Annotated in this window: 16 protein-coding genes; 3 read left to right on the top strand and 13 right to left on the bottom strand. The window is 56.6% G+C overall.

Going from position 1 to position 16,506, the window contains the following annotated elements:
- Positions 1 to 152: 152 nt before the first annotated feature.
- The 3 genes from purC to dapA form a co-directional block, all read right to left on the bottom strand.
- Complete coding sequence (purC, locus tag HX773_RS07760) at positions 153 to 866, bottom strand: phosphoribosylaminoimidazolesuccinocarboxamide synthase (protein WP_176971088.1); 714 nt, start codon at positions 864 to 866, stop codon at positions 153 to 155.
- 168 nt (positions 867 to 1,034) lie between these two features.
- On the bottom strand, positions 1,035 to 2,063 hold the full coding sequence (bamC, locus tag HX773_RS07755; protein WP_176971087.1) for an outer membrane protein assembly factor BamC: 1,029 nt from the start codon (positions 2,061 to 2,063) through the stop codon (positions 1,035 to 1,037).
- Between the two features lie 14 nt (positions 2,064 to 2,077).
- Positions 2,078 to 2,956: a 4-hydroxy-tetrahydrodipicolinate synthase gene (dapA, locus tag HX773_RS07750; protein WP_101763525.1), complete on the bottom strand. Its 879-nt coding sequence runs from the start codon at positions 2,954 to 2,956 to the stop codon at positions 2,078 to 2,080.
- Positions 2,957 to 3,099: 143 nt separating this feature from the next.
- On the opposite strand from dapA, the gene HX773_RS07745 reads away from it, so the two are divergent.
- Both HX773_RS07745 and bcp read left to right on the top strand, forming a co-directional pair.
- On the top strand, positions 3,100 to 3,666 hold the full coding sequence (locus tag HX773_RS07745; RefSeq protein ID WP_218168177.1) for a glycine cleavage system transcriptional repressor: 567 nt from the start codon (positions 3,100 to 3,102) through the stop codon (positions 3,664 to 3,666).
- Between the two features lie 141 nt (positions 3,667 to 3,807).
- Positions 3,808 to 4,275, top strand: a complete 468-nt coding sequence (gene bcp / locus HX773_RS07740; RefSeq protein ID WP_176971085.1) for a thioredoxin-dependent thiol peroxidase — start codon at positions 3,808 to 3,810, stop codon at positions 4,273 to 4,275.
- A gap of 34 nt (positions 4,276 to 4,309) precedes the next feature.
- Here the strand turns inward: bcp and HX773_RS07735 are convergent, their stop codons facing one another.
- The 10 genes from HX773_RS07735 to HX773_RS07690 all read right to left on the bottom strand — a co-directional run bounded on the left by HX773_RS07735 (position 4,310) and on the right by HX773_RS07690 (position 14,278).
- The gene (locus HX773_RS07735) at positions 4,310 to 5,383 is read right to left on the bottom strand and encodes an AI-2E family transporter (protein ID WP_176971084.1); all 1,074 of its coding nucleotides are present in this window, start codon (positions 5,381 to 5,383) and stop codon (positions 4,310 to 4,312) included.
- A 101-nt stretch (positions 5,384 to 5,484) separates the two neighbouring features.
- On the bottom strand, positions 5,485 to 7,077 hold the full coding sequence (locus tag HX773_RS07730; protein ID WP_176971083.1) for a sensor domain-containing diguanylate cyclase: 1,593 nt from the start codon (positions 7,075 to 7,077) through the stop codon (positions 5,485 to 5,487).
- A 165-nt stretch (positions 7,078 to 7,242) separates the two neighbouring features.
- Positions 7,243 to 8,061, bottom strand: coding sequence for a phosphodiesterase (locus tag HX773_RS07725; protein ID WP_218168185.1), 819 nt, complete (start codon positions 8,059 to 8,061; stop codon positions 7,243 to 7,245).
- A gap of 165 nt (positions 8,062 to 8,226) precedes the next feature.
- Positions 8,227 to 9,210 (bottom strand): ABC transporter ATP-binding protein, encoded by a 984-nt coding sequence (locus tag HX773_RS07720; RefSeq protein ID WP_176971081.1) that lies wholly within the window; start codon positions 9,208 to 9,210, stop codon positions 8,227 to 8,229.
- On the bottom strand, positions 9,207 to 10,019 hold the full coding sequence (locus HX773_RS07715; protein ID WP_101763519.1) for an ABC transporter permease: 813 nt from the start codon (positions 10,017 to 10,019) through the stop codon (positions 9,207 to 9,209). Before HX773_RS07715 ends, HX773_RS07720 begins: the two co-directional genes overlap by 4 nt.
- Positions 10,016 to 10,879 carry an ABC transporter permease gene (locus tag HX773_RS07710; protein ID WP_176971080.1) on the bottom strand — a complete coding sequence of 288 codons (864 nt, stop codon included), beginning with the start codon at positions 10,877 to 10,879 and terminating at the stop codon, positions 10,016 to 10,018. The genes HX773_RS07715 and HX773_RS07710 overlap by 4 nt, the downstream gene beginning before the upstream one ends.
- Positions 10,879 to 11,892 carry an ABC transporter substrate-binding protein gene (locus HX773_RS07705; protein ID WP_176971079.1) on the bottom strand — a complete coding sequence of 338 codons (1,014 nt, stop codon included), beginning with the start codon at positions 11,890 to 11,892 and terminating at the stop codon, positions 10,879 to 10,881. The genes HX773_RS07710 and HX773_RS07705 overlap by 1 nt, the downstream gene beginning before the upstream one ends.
- Positions 11,889 to 12,914, bottom strand: coding sequence for a substrate-binding domain-containing protein (locus HX773_RS07700; protein WP_176971078.1), 1,026 nt, complete (start codon positions 12,912 to 12,914; stop codon positions 11,889 to 11,891). Before HX773_RS07700 ends, HX773_RS07705 begins: the two co-directional genes overlap by 4 nt.
- A 126-nt stretch (positions 12,915 to 13,040) precedes the next feature.
- Positions 13,041 to 13,649: a DsrE family protein gene (locus HX773_RS07695; protein WP_176971077.1), complete on the bottom strand. Its 609-nt coding sequence runs from the start codon at positions 13,647 to 13,649 to the stop codon at positions 13,041 to 13,043.
- 23 nt (positions 13,650 to 13,672) lie between these two features.
- Entirely contained in the window at positions 13,673 to 14,278 is a 606-nt protein-coding gene (locus HX773_RS07690) for a DsrE family protein (protein ID WP_176971076.1), read from the bottom strand.
- A gap of 640 nt (positions 14,279 to 14,918) precedes the next feature.
- Between HX773_RS07690 and HX773_RS07685 the strand changes: the two genes are divergently transcribed.
- The gene (locus tag HX773_RS07685; RefSeq protein WP_176971075.1) at positions 14,919 to 16,382 is read left to right on the top strand and encodes a M48 family metallopeptidase; all 1,464 of its coding nucleotides are present in this window, start codon (positions 14,919 to 14,921) and stop codon (positions 16,380 to 16,382) included.
- Positions 16,383 to 16,506 lie beyond the last annotated feature (124 nt).

The following is a 16,506-nucleotide window of genomic DNA, read 5'->3' as shown; positions in this document are numbered from 1 at the left end:
AAACATGTTTGGCATGATTTTAGTTGGCGGCAGCGGGAAGCACCAGTGTTGTAGTGACAGAACACCGTTGCGCCGTGATTTATGACGACCTGAATTGCGGGCATAAAAAAAGGTCGTCATAAATGACGACCCTACGGGAGAGGTGGACGAACTTAGTCCAGCTTGACACCTAAACGGTGTGCAACCTCTTCGTACGCTTCAACCAGGCCGCCGAGGCTCTGACGGAAACGGTCTTTGTCCATTTTATCCATGGTGTTTTTGTCCCACAGACGCGCGCCATCTGGCGAGAACTCATCGCCCAGCACCACTTCGCCGTTGAACAGACCAAACTCCAGCTTGAAGTCGACCAGGATCAAACCTGCGTCATCAAACAGTTTGCTCAGCACGTCATTGGCTTTGAAGGTCAGCTCTTGCATACGTGCCAGATTCGCTTTGCTTACCCAGCCGAAAGTTTCGCAATAGGATTCGTTGACCATCGGGTCGTGTTTGGCGTCATCTTTCAGGAAGAGATCAAACAGCGGTGGATTGAGCACAATGCCCTCTTCCACGCCCAGACGTTTTACCAGCGATCCTGCCGCACGGTTGCGTACTACGCACTCCACCGGCACCATCTCCAGCTTTTTCACCAGCGCTTCGTTATCCGACAGCAGCGCTTCCATCTGGGTCGGAATGCCCGCTTCCTGCAATTTGGTCATGATGAAATGGTTAAACTTGTTGTTTACCATACCTTTGCGATCAAACTGCTCGATTCGTGCACCGTCTCCTGCTGACGTATCGTTGCGGAATTCAAGTACCAGCAGATCCGGATTATCGGTGCTGTATACGGTTTTCGCTTTACCGCGATACAACTCAGCTCGCTTTTGCATCTTGTTAACTCCAAACATGAAAGAACCCGTGTTCAGCGGTGTTTCACCGCGCGCCGATTGCGTGACGCAATCGTTTACTTCGCCGGGCACTATTATACACAAAATGCTTAAAGGGTTTGTGTATATGCCAAATCAAAAAAGGCCGGAAATCTCCGGCCCTTTGGCAATTTATTTCAGCGCGCCTTGAATCACCTGCACCAGCGCGTCGTTCTGCGCCTGGGTTAGCACGTGACCTTTCGGATCGATGAACTGCAGACTGCTGCGGTTATCCAGATCGCCAACCTGCAATTTGTAATCGCCATTTGGCAGTTCTGGATCTTTGGCACCAATCTGATCCCACACGCCGCTGCCCGGCTGTTTGTAGGTGACTTTCAGGCTGCCCTGCGAACGGTTGTCGTCAGTGATTTCCATGCCCACGCGTTTCAGCGCCGCTGGCAAACGCTGCCAGGTGACGTTAAACGGTGCACGCAGAATCAACAGCGGTAAACCGGTGTCATCCGCACCGCTCTGCACATCAATTTGGCCGGTCGCGCGGCTGGCGGCGGCATCCTGGCTGGCAGAATCCACTTTATCCAGGCCGGTGCTGATGTCGTTCAACATCTGGCCGGTATAGCGTTGAATCTGTGCCGGAGAAGTAACGGCCTGACCCGACTGCTGCAGTTCCAGCAGCCGAACGGTCAGCACTTGCTGATAGCTCTGATTCTGCACGCTGATCTGATAGCGACCGCGATACTGGTTATCTTCGTCAGCACGGTTCCACTGCACCCAATCGGTGGTCAGCTGTTGCGCAGCGTCATCACGCTGGGCAATCGGGAACTTGTAAGACTGAATCACACCCACAACCTGCGACCAGATAGAACCGCGGCTGCTTTCCACGGCCAGCACGCCCGTGTTACCGGTGAACTGTGCACGCGTGCCATTCAGCAGCGCCAGCGGCTGGGCTGGAGGACGAATATCCAGCTCTTTGCCCACCGCGCCTTTCGCCACGCTATGCGGAACATCGTAATCACCATTCTGCAACGGCAAAATCATGCCCGCTGGGGCTTTTAAATCATGCAGCTCAGGCGCCTGCAGGTAAGATTCATCCCCGCTGACCTGGCGCTTATAACGCTGATCGTTGGAACACGCTGTTAGCAGCATCAGGGTGGAAAGGCCCACTACCGTTGCCAGCGTCGAGCGCTTAACTGAATAACTCATTGATTCTCCCTAAATTATCGCAGACCCGCTTTTATCAGCGCTTGCGCCGTTTTCGTCTGACCGGCTTCGGTCAGTGGCGTCATTGGCAAGCGCAGCGTGTCATCCGCGATTAATCCTAGCTGTTTTGCTGCCCATTTCACCGGGATTGGATTGGGTTCACAGAAAAGCGTCTGGTGCAGGTGCATCAGACGCTGATTCAGGCGACGCGCTTCGGCGAATTTGCCCTGTTGCGCCAAGGCACAGAGTTCAACCATTTCACGCGCTGCAATGTTAGCCGTGACCGAAATTACGCCTTTGCCGCCCAGTTGCATGGAGTCCAGCGCCGTAGCGTCATCGCCGCTGACGATGATGAACTCATCATTAACCAGCTCTTGGATCTGTGAGACACGCGATAAGTTCCCGGTGGCCTCTTTGATTCCGATAATATTTTTAATTTCGGCCAGACGCGCGACGGTTTCCGGCAGCATGTCGCAACCGGTACGCGAAGGAACGTTATACAGCATCTGCGGCAGATCGGTACTTTCCGCAATGGCTTTAAAGTGCTGGAACAGACCTTCCTGCGTCGGACGGTTGTAATAAGGCGTGACCGTTAAACAGCCCACCACACCGCTGCCGGTAAAGCGTTTGGTCAGAGAGATGCCTTCAGCAGTGGCATTTGCGCCGGTGCCGGCGATAACCGGAATACGGCCATCCGCCAGTTCCAGGGTTTGCATAACCACATCACCGTGCTCGTCGTGGCTGAGCGTGGCAGATTCGCCGGTGGTGCCAACAGAAACAATCGCCGCGGTGCCGCTGGCAACATGATAATCAATCAGTTTTTTCAAACTTTCGCGGCAGACATTACCTTTTTCATTCATTGGCGTAATGAGCGCAACAATACTTCCGGTGAACATGGGCTATCCCCTCGACAAACAAGTGCCTCATGTTACGTTTTACATTGAAAGAAAAGCAAGCGAGCCACGCCATTCCCGCGCTTGTCAGCAGTTTTTTTTATGTTTACCTTATAGTTATTAGCGAACGTACAGGAAATGCCATTTTGTCGCAGTCACAGCCTCACCATCTGGTGATCACCGCACTGGGCGTTGATCGTCCGGGTATCGTCAATACCATCACCCGCCACGTCAGCAGCTGCGGCTGTAATATCGAAGACAGCCGTTTAGCGATGCTGGGCGATGAGTTCACTTTTATCATGCTGCTGTCCGGTAGCTGGAACGCGATAACCCTGATTGAATCGACGCTGCCGATGAAAGGTGCCGAGCTGGAGTTGCTGATTGTGATGAAGCGCACCAATGCGCGCGCCACGCCACCGATGCCCGCCACGGTGTGGGTGCAGATTGAAGTGCCGGATTCACCGCACATCATTGAGCGCTTCACCGATCTGTTCGATAAACATCAGATGAACATTGCCGAACTGGTGTCGAGAATTAAACCGGCGCAGGATGGCGTGGCACCGACGCTCTATATTCAAATAACGGCACACAGCCCGGCCAATCAGTTCAGTGCGCCAATCGAGCAGGCTTTCAATCAGTTGTGCGAAGAACTGCATGCACAAGGCTCAATTCGTCTTTATAGTGTCACCGACGATGCTGACAGCACCGTTTAATCAGGCTCCGGGTTATTTCGCCACACACTCTGCCGCTGCGGCAAACCGTGTTGTGAAATAACCCTGACGGTAAACACCACCTGGCACTTTTGCTCTTGATGGTGTATTACCCACAGCATGTAAAAAAAATGGAGAGTTGTGATGAATCCACTGAAAGCCGGTGATACCGCACCGAAATTTAGTTTGCCCGATCAGGACGGCGAACAAGTAAATTTGGCCGACTTCCAGGGACAGCGCGTTCTGGTCTATTTCTATCCGAAAGCCATGACGCCGGGTTGCACCGTGCAGGCTTGCGGTCTGCGCGACAACATGGATGAGTTGAAAACTGAGGGCGTTGTTGTGCTGGGTATCAGCACCGACAAAGCGGAGAAGCTGTCACGCTTTGCCGATAAAGAGCTGCTGAACTTCACGCTGTTATCGGATGAAGATCATCAGGTGTGCGAGCAGTTTGGCGTCTGGGGTGAGAAAACCTTTATGGGCAAAACCTACGACGGCATTCACCGCATCAGCTTCCTGATTGATGCCAACGGCAACGTTGAGAAAGTGTTCGACGATTTCAAAACCTCCAATCACCACGACATCGTGCTGGATTATCTGAAGTCAGCCTGATGTAAACGGGTGCGCTAGTCGCACCCGCTTTCTTTTACTCTGCGCGCGGCTCCTCGAGCGCCGGTGTTTCCGGCCACGCACGCACCACCGCTTTCACCAGCGTCGCCAGCGGAATCGCAAAGAACACGCCCCAGAATCCCCACATCCCACCGAAAATCACCACCGACAGAATGATCACCAACGGATGCAGATTAACCGCTTCAGAGAATAGAATCGGCACCAGCACGTTGCCATCCAGCGCCTGAATCACCAGATAAATAGCGATCATGGTCCAGAAATCGCTGCCCAATCCCCACTGGAACAGACCAACGCCGATCACCGGAATGGTCACCACCATCGCGCCGATATAGGGAATCAACACGGATATGCCGACCAGCACCGCCAGCAGCAGCGAATAGTTGAGGCCGAGCAGCAGGAACGCCAGCCAGGTGACAAAGCCCACCGCCACCATCTCCAGCACTTTGCCGCGAATATAGTTGGTGATCTGCTGATTCATCTCTTGCCACACCACGCCGGCCAAACCGCGATTGCGCGGCAGCACGCGGCGTACCGCATTCAGCATCTGCTCTTTATCTTTTAGCAGGAAGAACACCATCAGCGGCACCAGCACCAGATAGATCATCAGCGTCATCAAACCGACCAGCGACGCCAGCGAATACTTCACCAGCGATTCGCCGAGGCCGGTGAGACGGCTGCGCAGGTTCTCGACGATGATATCGATGATGCCGGCATCAACCAGCGCCGGATAACGCTTCGGCAAGCCAGCGGCAAACACGTAGAGCTTATTCAGCATGTTGGGCAGGTCGCGCGTCAGGTTGATGCCCTGCTGCCACGCCACCGGCGCAACAATCAGCACCATCACCAGCAAGATGCCCGCAAACACCACCAGCACCGCGCTGGTTGCCCAGGTTCGGCTACAGCCCACGCGCTGCAAGCGCACCGTTGGCCACTCCAGCAGATAAGCCAGCACTAACGCCACCAGCAGCGGAGCCAGCAAACCGCTGAGGAAGAACAGAATGCAAAACGCCGCCAGCAGAATCACCAGCAGCCCGATGGCCTGTGGATCGCTGAAGCGGCGTTTGTACCATTGATAAAGCAGAACGAGCATTAAAACATCCTTGAAACAAGACAGGAAATCGTACGTTCTGTAGCGGCGCAATTTATTGCGCAATGAATTGCGCCGCTACGGAACGTGCATGATATGGAGGGTTAATGCGTAATGCTACTGACCAACGCATCCTGACCGGAGATCATCACGCAGTTGCGTCCAGCATTTTTCGCCTGATAGAGCGCGGCATCGGCCTGCTTGAGGCTCTGCTCCTGCGAACCACTTTCCGGCTGCCAGTCGGCAATGCCCACCGACAGCGTGACATTGCCAACCTGATCAATCCAGTTTTCCGCAATGCTGATACGCACGCGCTCGGCCAGAATGCGCGCATCCTCAACCGACGTCGCAGGCAGCAGCATCAGGAACTCTTCCCCGCCGTTACGGCACACCACATCGGTTTGACGTGCGCTGCTGCGTAAGGTTCGCGCCACATGTTTAATCACTTCATCACCGACGTCATGACCAAAGGTATCGTTGACCCGTTTGAAGTGATCGATATCCAGCGCCAGCACCGAGAACGGTTGGCGCATGGTGGCGAAGTAGTCGAGCACCGCGCTCAGGCCACGGCGGTTAAGCAGATTGGTCATGGGATCGCTCTGCACTTCCGATTTCAGGCGACCAATCTTGTCCTGCACTAAACCAATGCCGGTAAGCAGCGCGCGTTTGACCTGCGCCGCTTCGAAATACCAGGCGCGAATGCCGCCAATCTCGCTCGACACGCCCTGGGAATCCATCTGGCTGGCTTTGCGCGCCAGTTGCCACAGCGGCAGCGCAATCAGACGCGCCAGAATTACCGCCACCAGCAACGTCAGCAGCGCAAATGGCACCGAGTTTTTCAACACTTTCAGCAGCAAGCCGGTGAGCGGCGCCAGCGTGACATCGGTGGGTTTCAGCGCCACCACCATCCAGCCGGTGGTGGGCACGATGGCGTAACCGGCCAGCTTAGGCACGCCCTCTTCCGTCAGTTGCACTTCGCCGTTGCTTTTCTCTTCACGCTGGCGATCGCTGACGATGCCCGGCACGCTTTTGCCAATCAGCTGAGTATTCTGGTGATACAGCACCTGATTATTGCGATCCAGCACGTAAACATGGGTGCCATCGCGATAGAACTGCTCGCCGAGCAGCGCGTTGAGGATGCTTTTCTTCTTCAGATAGATGGTGCCGCCGACGTAGCCAAGGTAACGTCCGTCTTTGCTCCAGATCGGCCAGGAGACAAACACAATCAGGTTATTAGCGGCGGAGATGCTGGGTTTGCTGACCATCGGCTGACGCTGCGCCAGCGCTTCACGCGAAGATTGGCTGGTGAGCTGCATGCCTTTCAGCATCAGCGATTCGGGTGAAATGGCTTTCACGATGCCGTTGCTGTCCACCACCGCCACCGAGTTGAAGCTGTTAGTTTGCTCACGCAGGCGGTTCACTTCCTGCTGCGCCAGGTCGGCATCATCAAAATCATTGCCCAACTGCATCGCGCTGTAGTGCAGCTGCGACTGAGCCAGCTGAAAGAAGACCTCAGTCGTCGCCGCCAGTTTGGTGGCGTAAGCGCGATTGGCTTCCAAGGTGCTTTCGATCAGGACCATGCGTTGCACGCGCCAGGTGGCGTAAAGCGTGTTGGCAAGGGTGATGACGATGCTGGTGATCGCCAACAGCGCGATCAGCGTTCGCAGGTCAGTTTTTGGCCGCAGGCGCGTTAGCATAGCGCACCGGCCTTAGTGAGTAGATTCATCGATATGTGTGCCTGACAGTCTTGTTATAGTTGGATGCACTTGCCCTGGTGAGCTAACCGGCGATTGTACACCTCCAACGCAAATTGAGCACGAAGCATCCTGTCAGCCACACACAATTCTTTCTCTGCGCTGGCGCTAATCGATCAAACCGTTGGCATCGTAAAACGGCCACGGACCGGGATAATCGCCGATGGCACACAAATGGGTGCTCATGCCCTGCTGCGCCTGCCAGCGATGCAGCAGGAAACCGGGCGGCTCCAGCACAAAATTTGCCGGTGCCTTATCCGCGAGATCAAACGCCACCTGATGCGATACGCCCGGCGCCACGCACGCCAGCGTACCGGCAAAACGCGCCTGCACCGAACGATGCAGATGGCCGCTCAGCACGCGTTCCACCTGCGGATGGCGCTGAATAATCGCCGCCAGCGCCGCCGGATTGCGCAGCGGTTGGTTATCCATATGTTCTATGCCACAGAGAAACGGTGGATGGTGCAGCATCACCAGCGTCGGCAACTGCGGCTGGCGCTGCAACTGCTCATCAAGCCAGTGCAGCTGCGCTTCATCCACATAGCCCCACGGCTGCTGTGGCACGCTGGAATCGAGCGCCAGCAGCTGCACGCCTTTCACCTGCATCTGCCAGTTGAGGGTTTCACCGCGCTGCAGATAGTGATGATCCGGGAACGCCGCACGCAGCGCCTGGCGATCGTCGTGGTTGCCCGGCATCAGCAGAAATGGCAGCTGCAGCTGACGCAGCGCCTGCTTTAACGTTTGATACTCTTCCGCGGTGCCGAAATCGACCAGATCGCCGGTAATCACCACCATGTCGGGGCGCGGCGCAAGGCGGTTTAGCGTCTCAATCACCCGCAGTAGCGCGGCTTGGGTGTCGACTTTTTTATAGGATAAACGGCCGTTGGCCTTGATGTGTAAATCGCTGATTTGCGCGATGAGCGTCATTACTTCAGACACAATAAAGTTTCTCCGGCTGCAAAAATTGCAGCGTAATATTTGTTAGCCACCGCTATCACAACGCTTACGGTTCGTAGCGGCGCAATTTATTGCGCGATGAATCGCGCCGCTACGAACCCTGCGGCAATCAATTTCAGCGCCGACACAATGGCATTATGAAAACTGCAGCGCGGCGTCCTGCGCCAGCGTCCAGCTCACTGCTTGTCCGGCATGCCAGGCTTCACGCGCGTGGCGATCCACCTGAATTGGCGTCGCCAGCCCGATGTCGATCATCAGCCGCTGCGACGCGCCCAAAAAGGTGCTGGCGACGATAAAACCCTGGCGCGGATAGCGCCCATCGCTGGCCAGCAGCACATCTTCCGGGCGGCAGAAACGTTGCGGATTGCCGCGCGTATCGACATCCACGCAGTTAATCGCGCCAACAAAATCGGCGACAAATTTTGACGCCGGATGCTGATAGATATTCTGCGGCGTATCGATCTGCACCAAACGTCCCTGCTCCATCACCGCAATACGGTCGCCGAGCGCCATCGCTTCCTGCTGATCGTGCGTCACGTAAACGGCGGTGATCGCCAGTTTCTTCAGCAGCGCGCCGATCTCCAGACGCAGACGATCGCGCAGGCGCGCATCCAATGCCGCCAGCGGCTCATCAAACAGCAGTACTTTGGGCCGCGCGGCTAACGCGCGCGCCAGCGCCACACGCTGCTTCTGGCCGCCGGAGAGTTTGTCGATGCTGCGCTGCGCCAGCGCGGTGAGATCCACCAGCGCCAGCATCTCCTGCACGCGCGCTTCCCGTTCGGCACGCGCCACGCCCTGCACTTTCAGGCCGTACGCCACGTTCCCGGCCACATTGAGATTCGGGAACAGCGCGTAGTTCTGGAACACCATGCCGACGTTGCGTTTTTCAATCGGTAAAGCGGTAACGTTGCGATCGTCAAACCACACTTCGCCGCCGACATCGCAGCTCTCCAGCCCGCTGATAATGCGCAGCGTGGTGGTTTTGCCGCAGCCGGACGGCCCCAGCAGCACCAACGTTTCGCCGGCATGCACGGTGAGATCAAGCGGTTGCAGCGCCTGATGATGATTAAAATGACGTGCGCAGCCGCGCAGCGTCACGGTAACGGCCGCAGGATTCATGCTGCCTCCTTGTGTTGGCGCGAGACCGCGCGGTTAAGCCAGTGATTCACGGCATTGAGCATCAGCAGCAGCGGCAGAATCATCAGAATGAAAATCAGCGTGTAGGCGGAACCCACTTCCAGCCGCATTGAGGCGTAGCTGTCGGCAAGGCCAACCGGCAAGGTTTTGGTCAGCGGCGTATGCAGCATCCAGGTGATGTTGAATTCGCCCACCGACAGCGTGATCACCATAAAAGCGCCGGCGAGAATGCCGTTACGGCAGTTCGGCACCACCACGGTAAAGAAGCGCTGCCACAAGCTGGCACCGAGGCTGGCCGACGCCTCTTCCAGGCGCGGCATATCCACCGCCTGCATCACCGCCAGCACCGGCCGCATCATAAACGGCAAGGTAAACAGCACGTGACCAATCAGGATAAACAGCCAGCTGTCACGCAGGCCGGAAAACTGGCCGTAGAGCAGAATGATGCCGAGCGCGGTCGCCAGGCCGGGCAGCGCCACCGGCAGCATCAAGCACTCTTCAATACGCGCCGCCCAGCGGCCCGGCGCTTTCAGCAATCCCCACGCGGCGGGTACGCCAATCACCAAGGTGACCAGCAGGCAGAACAGCGCGATCAGCAGCGACAGCCAGAAAGTATCGGCGTACATCTGCCACACTTGCTCCACCCACTTCAGCGTGAAGCCGCTGCGCAGGCCGATGAAGTAGTTATTGGTGACGCCCGCCAGCATCGACAGCACCACCGGCACGATCATAAACAGCGCGGTGATGGCGGTGATCAGCAGTTGCAGGCTAAACAGTCCACGACGTTTCATGATTGTGCCTCCTTAACCTGCGCCAGACGGCGCGCCAGCATCAGCGCCAGCCAGGCGAATCCGCCCATCAACACTGACAGCGCGGCGGCGGTGGCAAAGTTGGCGTAGTTGGTGAACTCGCCGTAAATGGTCAGCGGCAGCACCGCCAAATCGGTGCCGAGCGTAAAGGCGGTGCCAAAAGCGCCCATGCTGGTGGCGAAGCACAGTGCGCCGGTGGAGAGCAGCGCCGGTTGCAGGCCGGGCACAATCACATCCCAGGTGATGCGCCACTGGCTGGCACCGAGCGAACGCGCCGCCTCTTCCAGCGAGCGATCGAGTTTTTCACTGGCCGCCACCAGCGTGACGATGGCGCGCGGCAGCGAGAAATAGAGGTAACCGATAAACAGACCCGCCAGCGAATAGGCCAGCGTCCAGCGCTCATGCACCAAACTCATGCTGATTTGTGCCAGCAATCCCTGACGTCCGGCCAACATCACCACCAGAAAACCCACCACCACGCCGGGAAATGCCAGCGGGAAGGTCAGCAAGGCCAGCAAGGTGCCGCGCCCGGCAAAGCGCTGACGCGCCAGAAAGCAGCCGACGATAGCGGCAATCAGTAACGTCACCAGCGTCACCGCCAGCGACAGCAGCACGGTGTTCAGCAAGCTCAGCAGATAGTGCGGTTGCGTGATCACCGTCCAGTAACCGCTATGCTGGGTGCTGCGATCGTCCTGCATGCCGATTTGCAGCAGGCGGGCAAACGGCAGCAGCCAGAAAGCGCAGAAGAACAGCAGCACGGGCAGCGTCAGCCACAGCCAGCGGCTGCCCGGTTGCGTAAGTATCTGGCGGCGCGAGGCCGCCAGAGTGTCAGCCATCGACATTAACGAATCTCGCTCAGGTATTTCGCCGAGAAGGCTTTCTGCGCATCGGCCATCTGCTGATAGTTCACGGTTTGCGCACGCGCATAATCGCTGTCTGGCAGGAAGAATTTCTTAGCGTCTGCTGACATCGCCGAGGTGCGCACCGGGCGCAGGAAGGCATTCGCCCAAATCGCCTGACCTTTATCCGACAACACGTAGTCGATCACTTTCTTGCCGTTGTCTGCGTGCGGCGCGTTCTTCACCAGGCTGATGACATACGGCACCGTCACCGTGCCCTCTTTCGGTATCACAAAGGCGACATTGGCGTGATCTTTATACTTGGCGCGATAGGCGTTGAAGTCGTAGTCGAGCAGGATCGGAATCTCACCGGAGATCAGGCGCGCGTAAGCAGTCTGCTTGGGTACGATTGGCTGGTTAGCCTGTAATTTTTTGAACCACGTCAGCGCGGGCGTGAAATCCTGCATGTTGCCGCCCTTCGCCTGGTTGACCGCCACGGCCGCCACGTAACCGACAAAGGCGCTAGCCGGATCGAGATAGCCAATCATGCCTTTGTATTCAGGCTTCAGCAGGTCGTCCCAGGATTGCGGCACCGGCGCACCACCCAGCGCATCGACGTTAACCATAAAGCCCATGGTGCCGGAGTGCAGCGCCACCCATTTGCCGTCGGGATCTTTCATTCCGGCTGGGATCTCGTCCCAATGCGCGGGCTTATAGGCGCTGATGACACCGGCGCTGTCCGCCTGGATGCCAAAACTGACGCCGTAATAAACCACATCTGCCACCGGATTGCCCTGCTCCGCCACCAGCTGCGCCAGCGCCTGGCCGGAGTTTTTGTTGTCCTGCGGCACCTGAATGCCGGTGTCTTTGGCAATGGCGTTAAGCTGGGTTCCCCAATCCGCCCACTCGGGAGGACAGTTGTAGCAGATCGCCGTATCGGCGGCCTGCACCAGCGAACTGAACAGCGAGCCGGCGGTCAGTGCGAGCGCCCCGGCAATCATTGTGACTTTTTTCATGATGGTTCCCTGATATTGGCAATGGAAGAAAAAGTGGTTGCTGGCGCGGCGATACTGGCGCCGAGCCTTAATCGATGTGGCAGCACGCGCGTGCCGCGGCTGGCTTGTTGTAACAGCATGTCGATCGCCCCGGCGCCGAGCATGTCGGCTGGCTGGCTCACGCTCGCCAGCGACGGCGCGATGTGCTCGCCGATATCGATGCCATCAAAACCCATCACCGACAGCTGTTGCGGAATGCGCACACCGGCGCGCGCCGCAGCACCAATCAGGCTGATGGCGAGCAGATCGTTGGTGCAGATCACCGCGCTCAGCGGCGTGTCGCCACTCAGCTGCGGCTGCAGCAGCGCGAAATCAGATTGGGTATGGCTGGGCATTTCGAGTACCGGCAGCGCGCGCAATCCGGCCTGCTGCATGGCATCGCAATAGCCCTGATAGCGCAGACGGGCGCGATCCGATTGCAGCATCGGACCGGCCACCATGCCGATGTGGCGATGGCCGAGCTGCAGCAGATGCTCGGTGGCTTGCTGCATCGCCTGGCGGTTATCGACGCAAATCGCGGGCCAGTGCGTGGCCTGCGGCACGTTATGCGTCAGGACAAACGGCATGCTGGCTTGATGCAGCGTATGCAGGATGGCGCTGTTATCGGCGTCGGCGACGGTGAGCACCAAACCGGCAACGCGCTGGTTGAGCATGTGCTCCACAATCGCCGCTTCCCGCTCGGGCTGATAATCGCTGGTTGCCACCAGCAGACCGTAACCGGCGGCACGCGCCTGACGCTCCATCGCTTGCAGTTGGCGGGCGAAAATCGGATTCAGCAGCGACGGCAGCAGCACGCCGAAGGTGGTTGAACTTTGGGTACGCAGTTGACGGGCAATGTGATTGGGGCGAAAGCCGAGCTGCTCAGAGGCGCTTAACACCTTTTCCAGCGTGTCAGCACGCAGCAGGTGCGGATCAGAGAATGCGCGTGCGGCGGTAGCGCGAGAAACGCCAGCCAGTTTGGCCACGCTGATTAAATCGGACATGTTCGCCTCGTAAAGTGCCAATGAGATCGATCTCATTGGCGCTTAAAGTAGCGGCGAACTGTGACAGCAACATCGCGGATAAATGACAGCGAGATGACAGCAGCGCGAACTGCTGTCAGGCAGGAATCAGAGCATCAGGAAGGCGTAACCTTCGTTCTGCAGCGACGCCACAGTGGTGCCGCTCGACAACGTGTGGGTGACGCGCGTATCGATCCAGTTGCGCTCCAGCTGATGGAAAGCCACCGACTGATCGCAAATGGTCACCTTCACGCCGGCTTTTTTCAGCTCATCAATCAGCTTGAGATTCGGGTTATCGGTGCCGTAGGTTTTGCGGAACTGATCGTTATTCAACGCCGCAGGAACCGCATCGCTGTTAATCGACACCACAAATTTCAGCTGATCGAGCGGTACGCCCGCCGCGTAATAGAGGTTGGTGACGCGCGCCACGCGCTCCAGCCCGAGGTTGGCCTGATGAATATCCCCTTCATTACGGTTGATCTGGAAGACGATTTTATTGCTCAATCCTGGCGTGGTGGCCGGATTGTAGTCCGGCACATTCACAAAGTGGATTTTGCCGTAACCGTCGATAGCCGGCGTGCTCCAGAAATCAGCCGGTTCACTTTTCTTATCAGCAAATTTGTCGCTGACCTTGTCGACCAAATCGGGGAGCTGTAATACATTGCCGCCGACAAAACCTGCCAGAGCCGCAATAACGATATAGGATGCTGGACGCATTTCACTTCTCCTGTGCCTGAGATTTACATCTGTAAAAGTGCATAACCCTGATTTTCCAGCGTCGACACGGTGGTCGGGCTGGAGAGTGCATGAATCACCGATTGGTCAATCCACTCTCTCGGGAAGTGATGGAACGCCACCGACTGATCGCATACGGAAACCTTTACACCCAACTTATTCAGTGCGCCGATCAGCGCCAGATTGGGGTTGTCCGCTTTGTAGAACTGCTGGAAATGCGCGTTATCCAACATTGCAGGCGTCGCATCACCGGTGACCGACACCACAAAATGCAGGTCGTCAGCCGGCACGCCCGAAGCGATATAGAGATTGACCACGCGCGCCACGCGTTCCAGTCCAAGATTTGGGCGCGTCATCTCCCCTTCGCTGCGGGTAATTTGAAACACCACTTTGTTGCTTAAACCGACCACCGGTTTGAAAGCCGCATCCGGCTCGTAATGGATTTTGCCGTAGCCGTCGACGGCGGGCGTGCTCCAGAAGCCGTCGGGATCGGTGGGTGCAGAGGAAAAATGGCTGACAACACGCTGATACAGGTCATCACCTTTACTCACGGTGGCGCCAACAAAGCCACCGACAATCGCGATAAGGGCGTATGAAACTACAGAACGCATAAAAACTCTCCGGCTTACACTGCGCGTCAATTCACAGTCCGTTTGAATAAAGTGCCTTATCTATACCACAGCGTGAGCAAGGCAAAAGTCCTGTAGTGACGGGCTGTCCGGCGTTTTCATTGCGTGAAAAATAATTAGCAGGGTTAATTGAAAAAGGACTTCGATTGTCGCTTTAGCAAGAGTTGAGAAATGAGTGGCCGTGAAATTGTGCGCCTAATGCAGAGAGTATAAGTTTACGTGCGTTTAAAATCTGTCCGATGATAACTGTGCAACATGCCCTGCACATCGTCTGCACGATTAAAAACACTGATGGATAAAGCGGGCCAAAACTGCTGATTTGCTGCCGCTTTTCAGAGTAAACCTGGAAAAGTTCATGCCAAATTCAATAATTTTGAGCAACTTTACGTAACTTTAACTTTTGCGGGTGAAGAAGCCTGTTTATCTCGCGGCGTGCTATTCAATTTTTTGCTGCAATTTCGTCGTGCTGTAACCATTTTTTCATTTAAAGCCCATGAATCTTCATCGTTTGCTTGTCGCTGCAGTCTGGTTAAGATAGAGCGCGTTACGCAAATGGAAAATAGTGCAGAACATTTGAACCACTTACCTGTCCAATTTCGGGTGACTTTTACAGGATCAAGGCATGTTTAACCGGTTGAAAAAATCAGTGCTGGCGGCCCTTATTCCTACGCTGCTGCTGACGCCTGCGCTGAGTGCGCGCGCTGACGTCAGTGATACGCTGCCCGACATGGGCACCACAGCAGGTTCAACGCTTTCGATTAATCAGGAACTGCAGATGGGCGACTTCTACGTGCGCCAGCTGCGCGCCAGTGCGCCACTGATTAACGATCCGCTGTTGAATCAATACATTAATGAACTCGGTCAGCGACTGGTGGCGCATGCCAACTCGGTCCGCACGCCGTTCCACTTCTTTTTGATCCAGAACGACGAACTCAACGCCTTCGCCTTCTTTGGCGGCAACGTGGTGCTGCATTCGTCGCTGTTCCGCTACACCGATAACGAAAGCCAGCTGGCATCGGTGATGGCGCACGAAATCTCGCACGTCACGCAGCGCCATCTGGCGCGCGCCATGGAAGAGCAGCGACGCACTGCGCCGTTGACCTGGGTGGGCGCATTGGGGTCGATTTTGCTGGCGATGGCCAGTCCGCAAGCGGGCATGGCGGCACTGACCGGTACGCTGGCGGGCGCGCAGCAAGGCATTATCAGCTTTACCCAGGGCAACGAGCAGGAAGCTGACCGCATCGGTATTCAGGTGCTGCAACGTGCCGGATTTGATCCACAAGCGATGCCGACTTTCCTGCAGAAGCTGGCGGATCAGAGCCGCTTCTCCTCCAAGCCGCCGGAAATTTTGCTGACGCACCCGTTGCCCGACAGCCGCCTTGCCGATGCGCGTAACCGCGCTAATCAGATGCGTCCGGTGGTGGTGCAGTCGTCGCAGGATTTCTACATGGCGAAAGTGCGCTCGCTCGGCATGTACTCTACCGGTCGCAATCAGCTGACCGATGATCTGTTGAATGAATACGCCAAAGGCAACGTGCGCGAGCAGCAGGCGGCGCAGTACGGTAAAGCGGTGCAGTTCCTGCAGGCTAAAAGCTTTGATAGCGCCAAACGGGTGATCGCCCCGCTGCTGGCCAAACAGCCGGATAACGTCTGGTTCCTCGATATCATGACCGATATCGACATCGGCCTGAATCAGCCGCAGCAGGCGATCACCATGCTGAGCAGCGCCAAAGGCAGCAACACCAATCCGGTGCTGCAGCTGAACCTGGCTAACGCCTATGTCGAAGCGAAACAGCCTGCCAACGCCAGCCGCATCCTCAATCGCTACACCTTTGCCCATCCGGACGATGTTAACGCCTTTGATCTGCTGGCGCAGGCATCTGCGGCGCAGGGTTTGCGCGATGAAGAACTTTCGGCGCGCGCGGAAGGTTTGGCGTTGAATGGGCAGCTTGATCAGGCGATCTCTACCTTAAGCAGCGCCAGCGCGCAGGTACCGCTCGGCAGCCTGAAGCAGGCGCGCTATGACGCACGTATCGACCAGTTCCGTGAACTGCAGAAGCGTTTTAAGGTTTATCAGAAAGGCTAGATTTGTAGGGTCGCCATTTATGGCGTAATGCTCGTCAGTTAAGACATGAAAATCCTTAATTACCGAGAGCACATATTGTAGCGGCGCAATTCATTGCGCGATAAATCGCGCCGCTACGGAAGGT

This window comes from Pantoea sp. B9002, assembly GCF_013385945.1.
In the GTDB taxonomy this organism is placed as follows: domain Bacteria; phylum Pseudomonadota; class Gammaproteobacteria; order Enterobacterales; family Enterobacteriaceae; genus Pantoea.
This window is presented reverse-complemented; position numbering and strand designations above follow the sequence as displayed.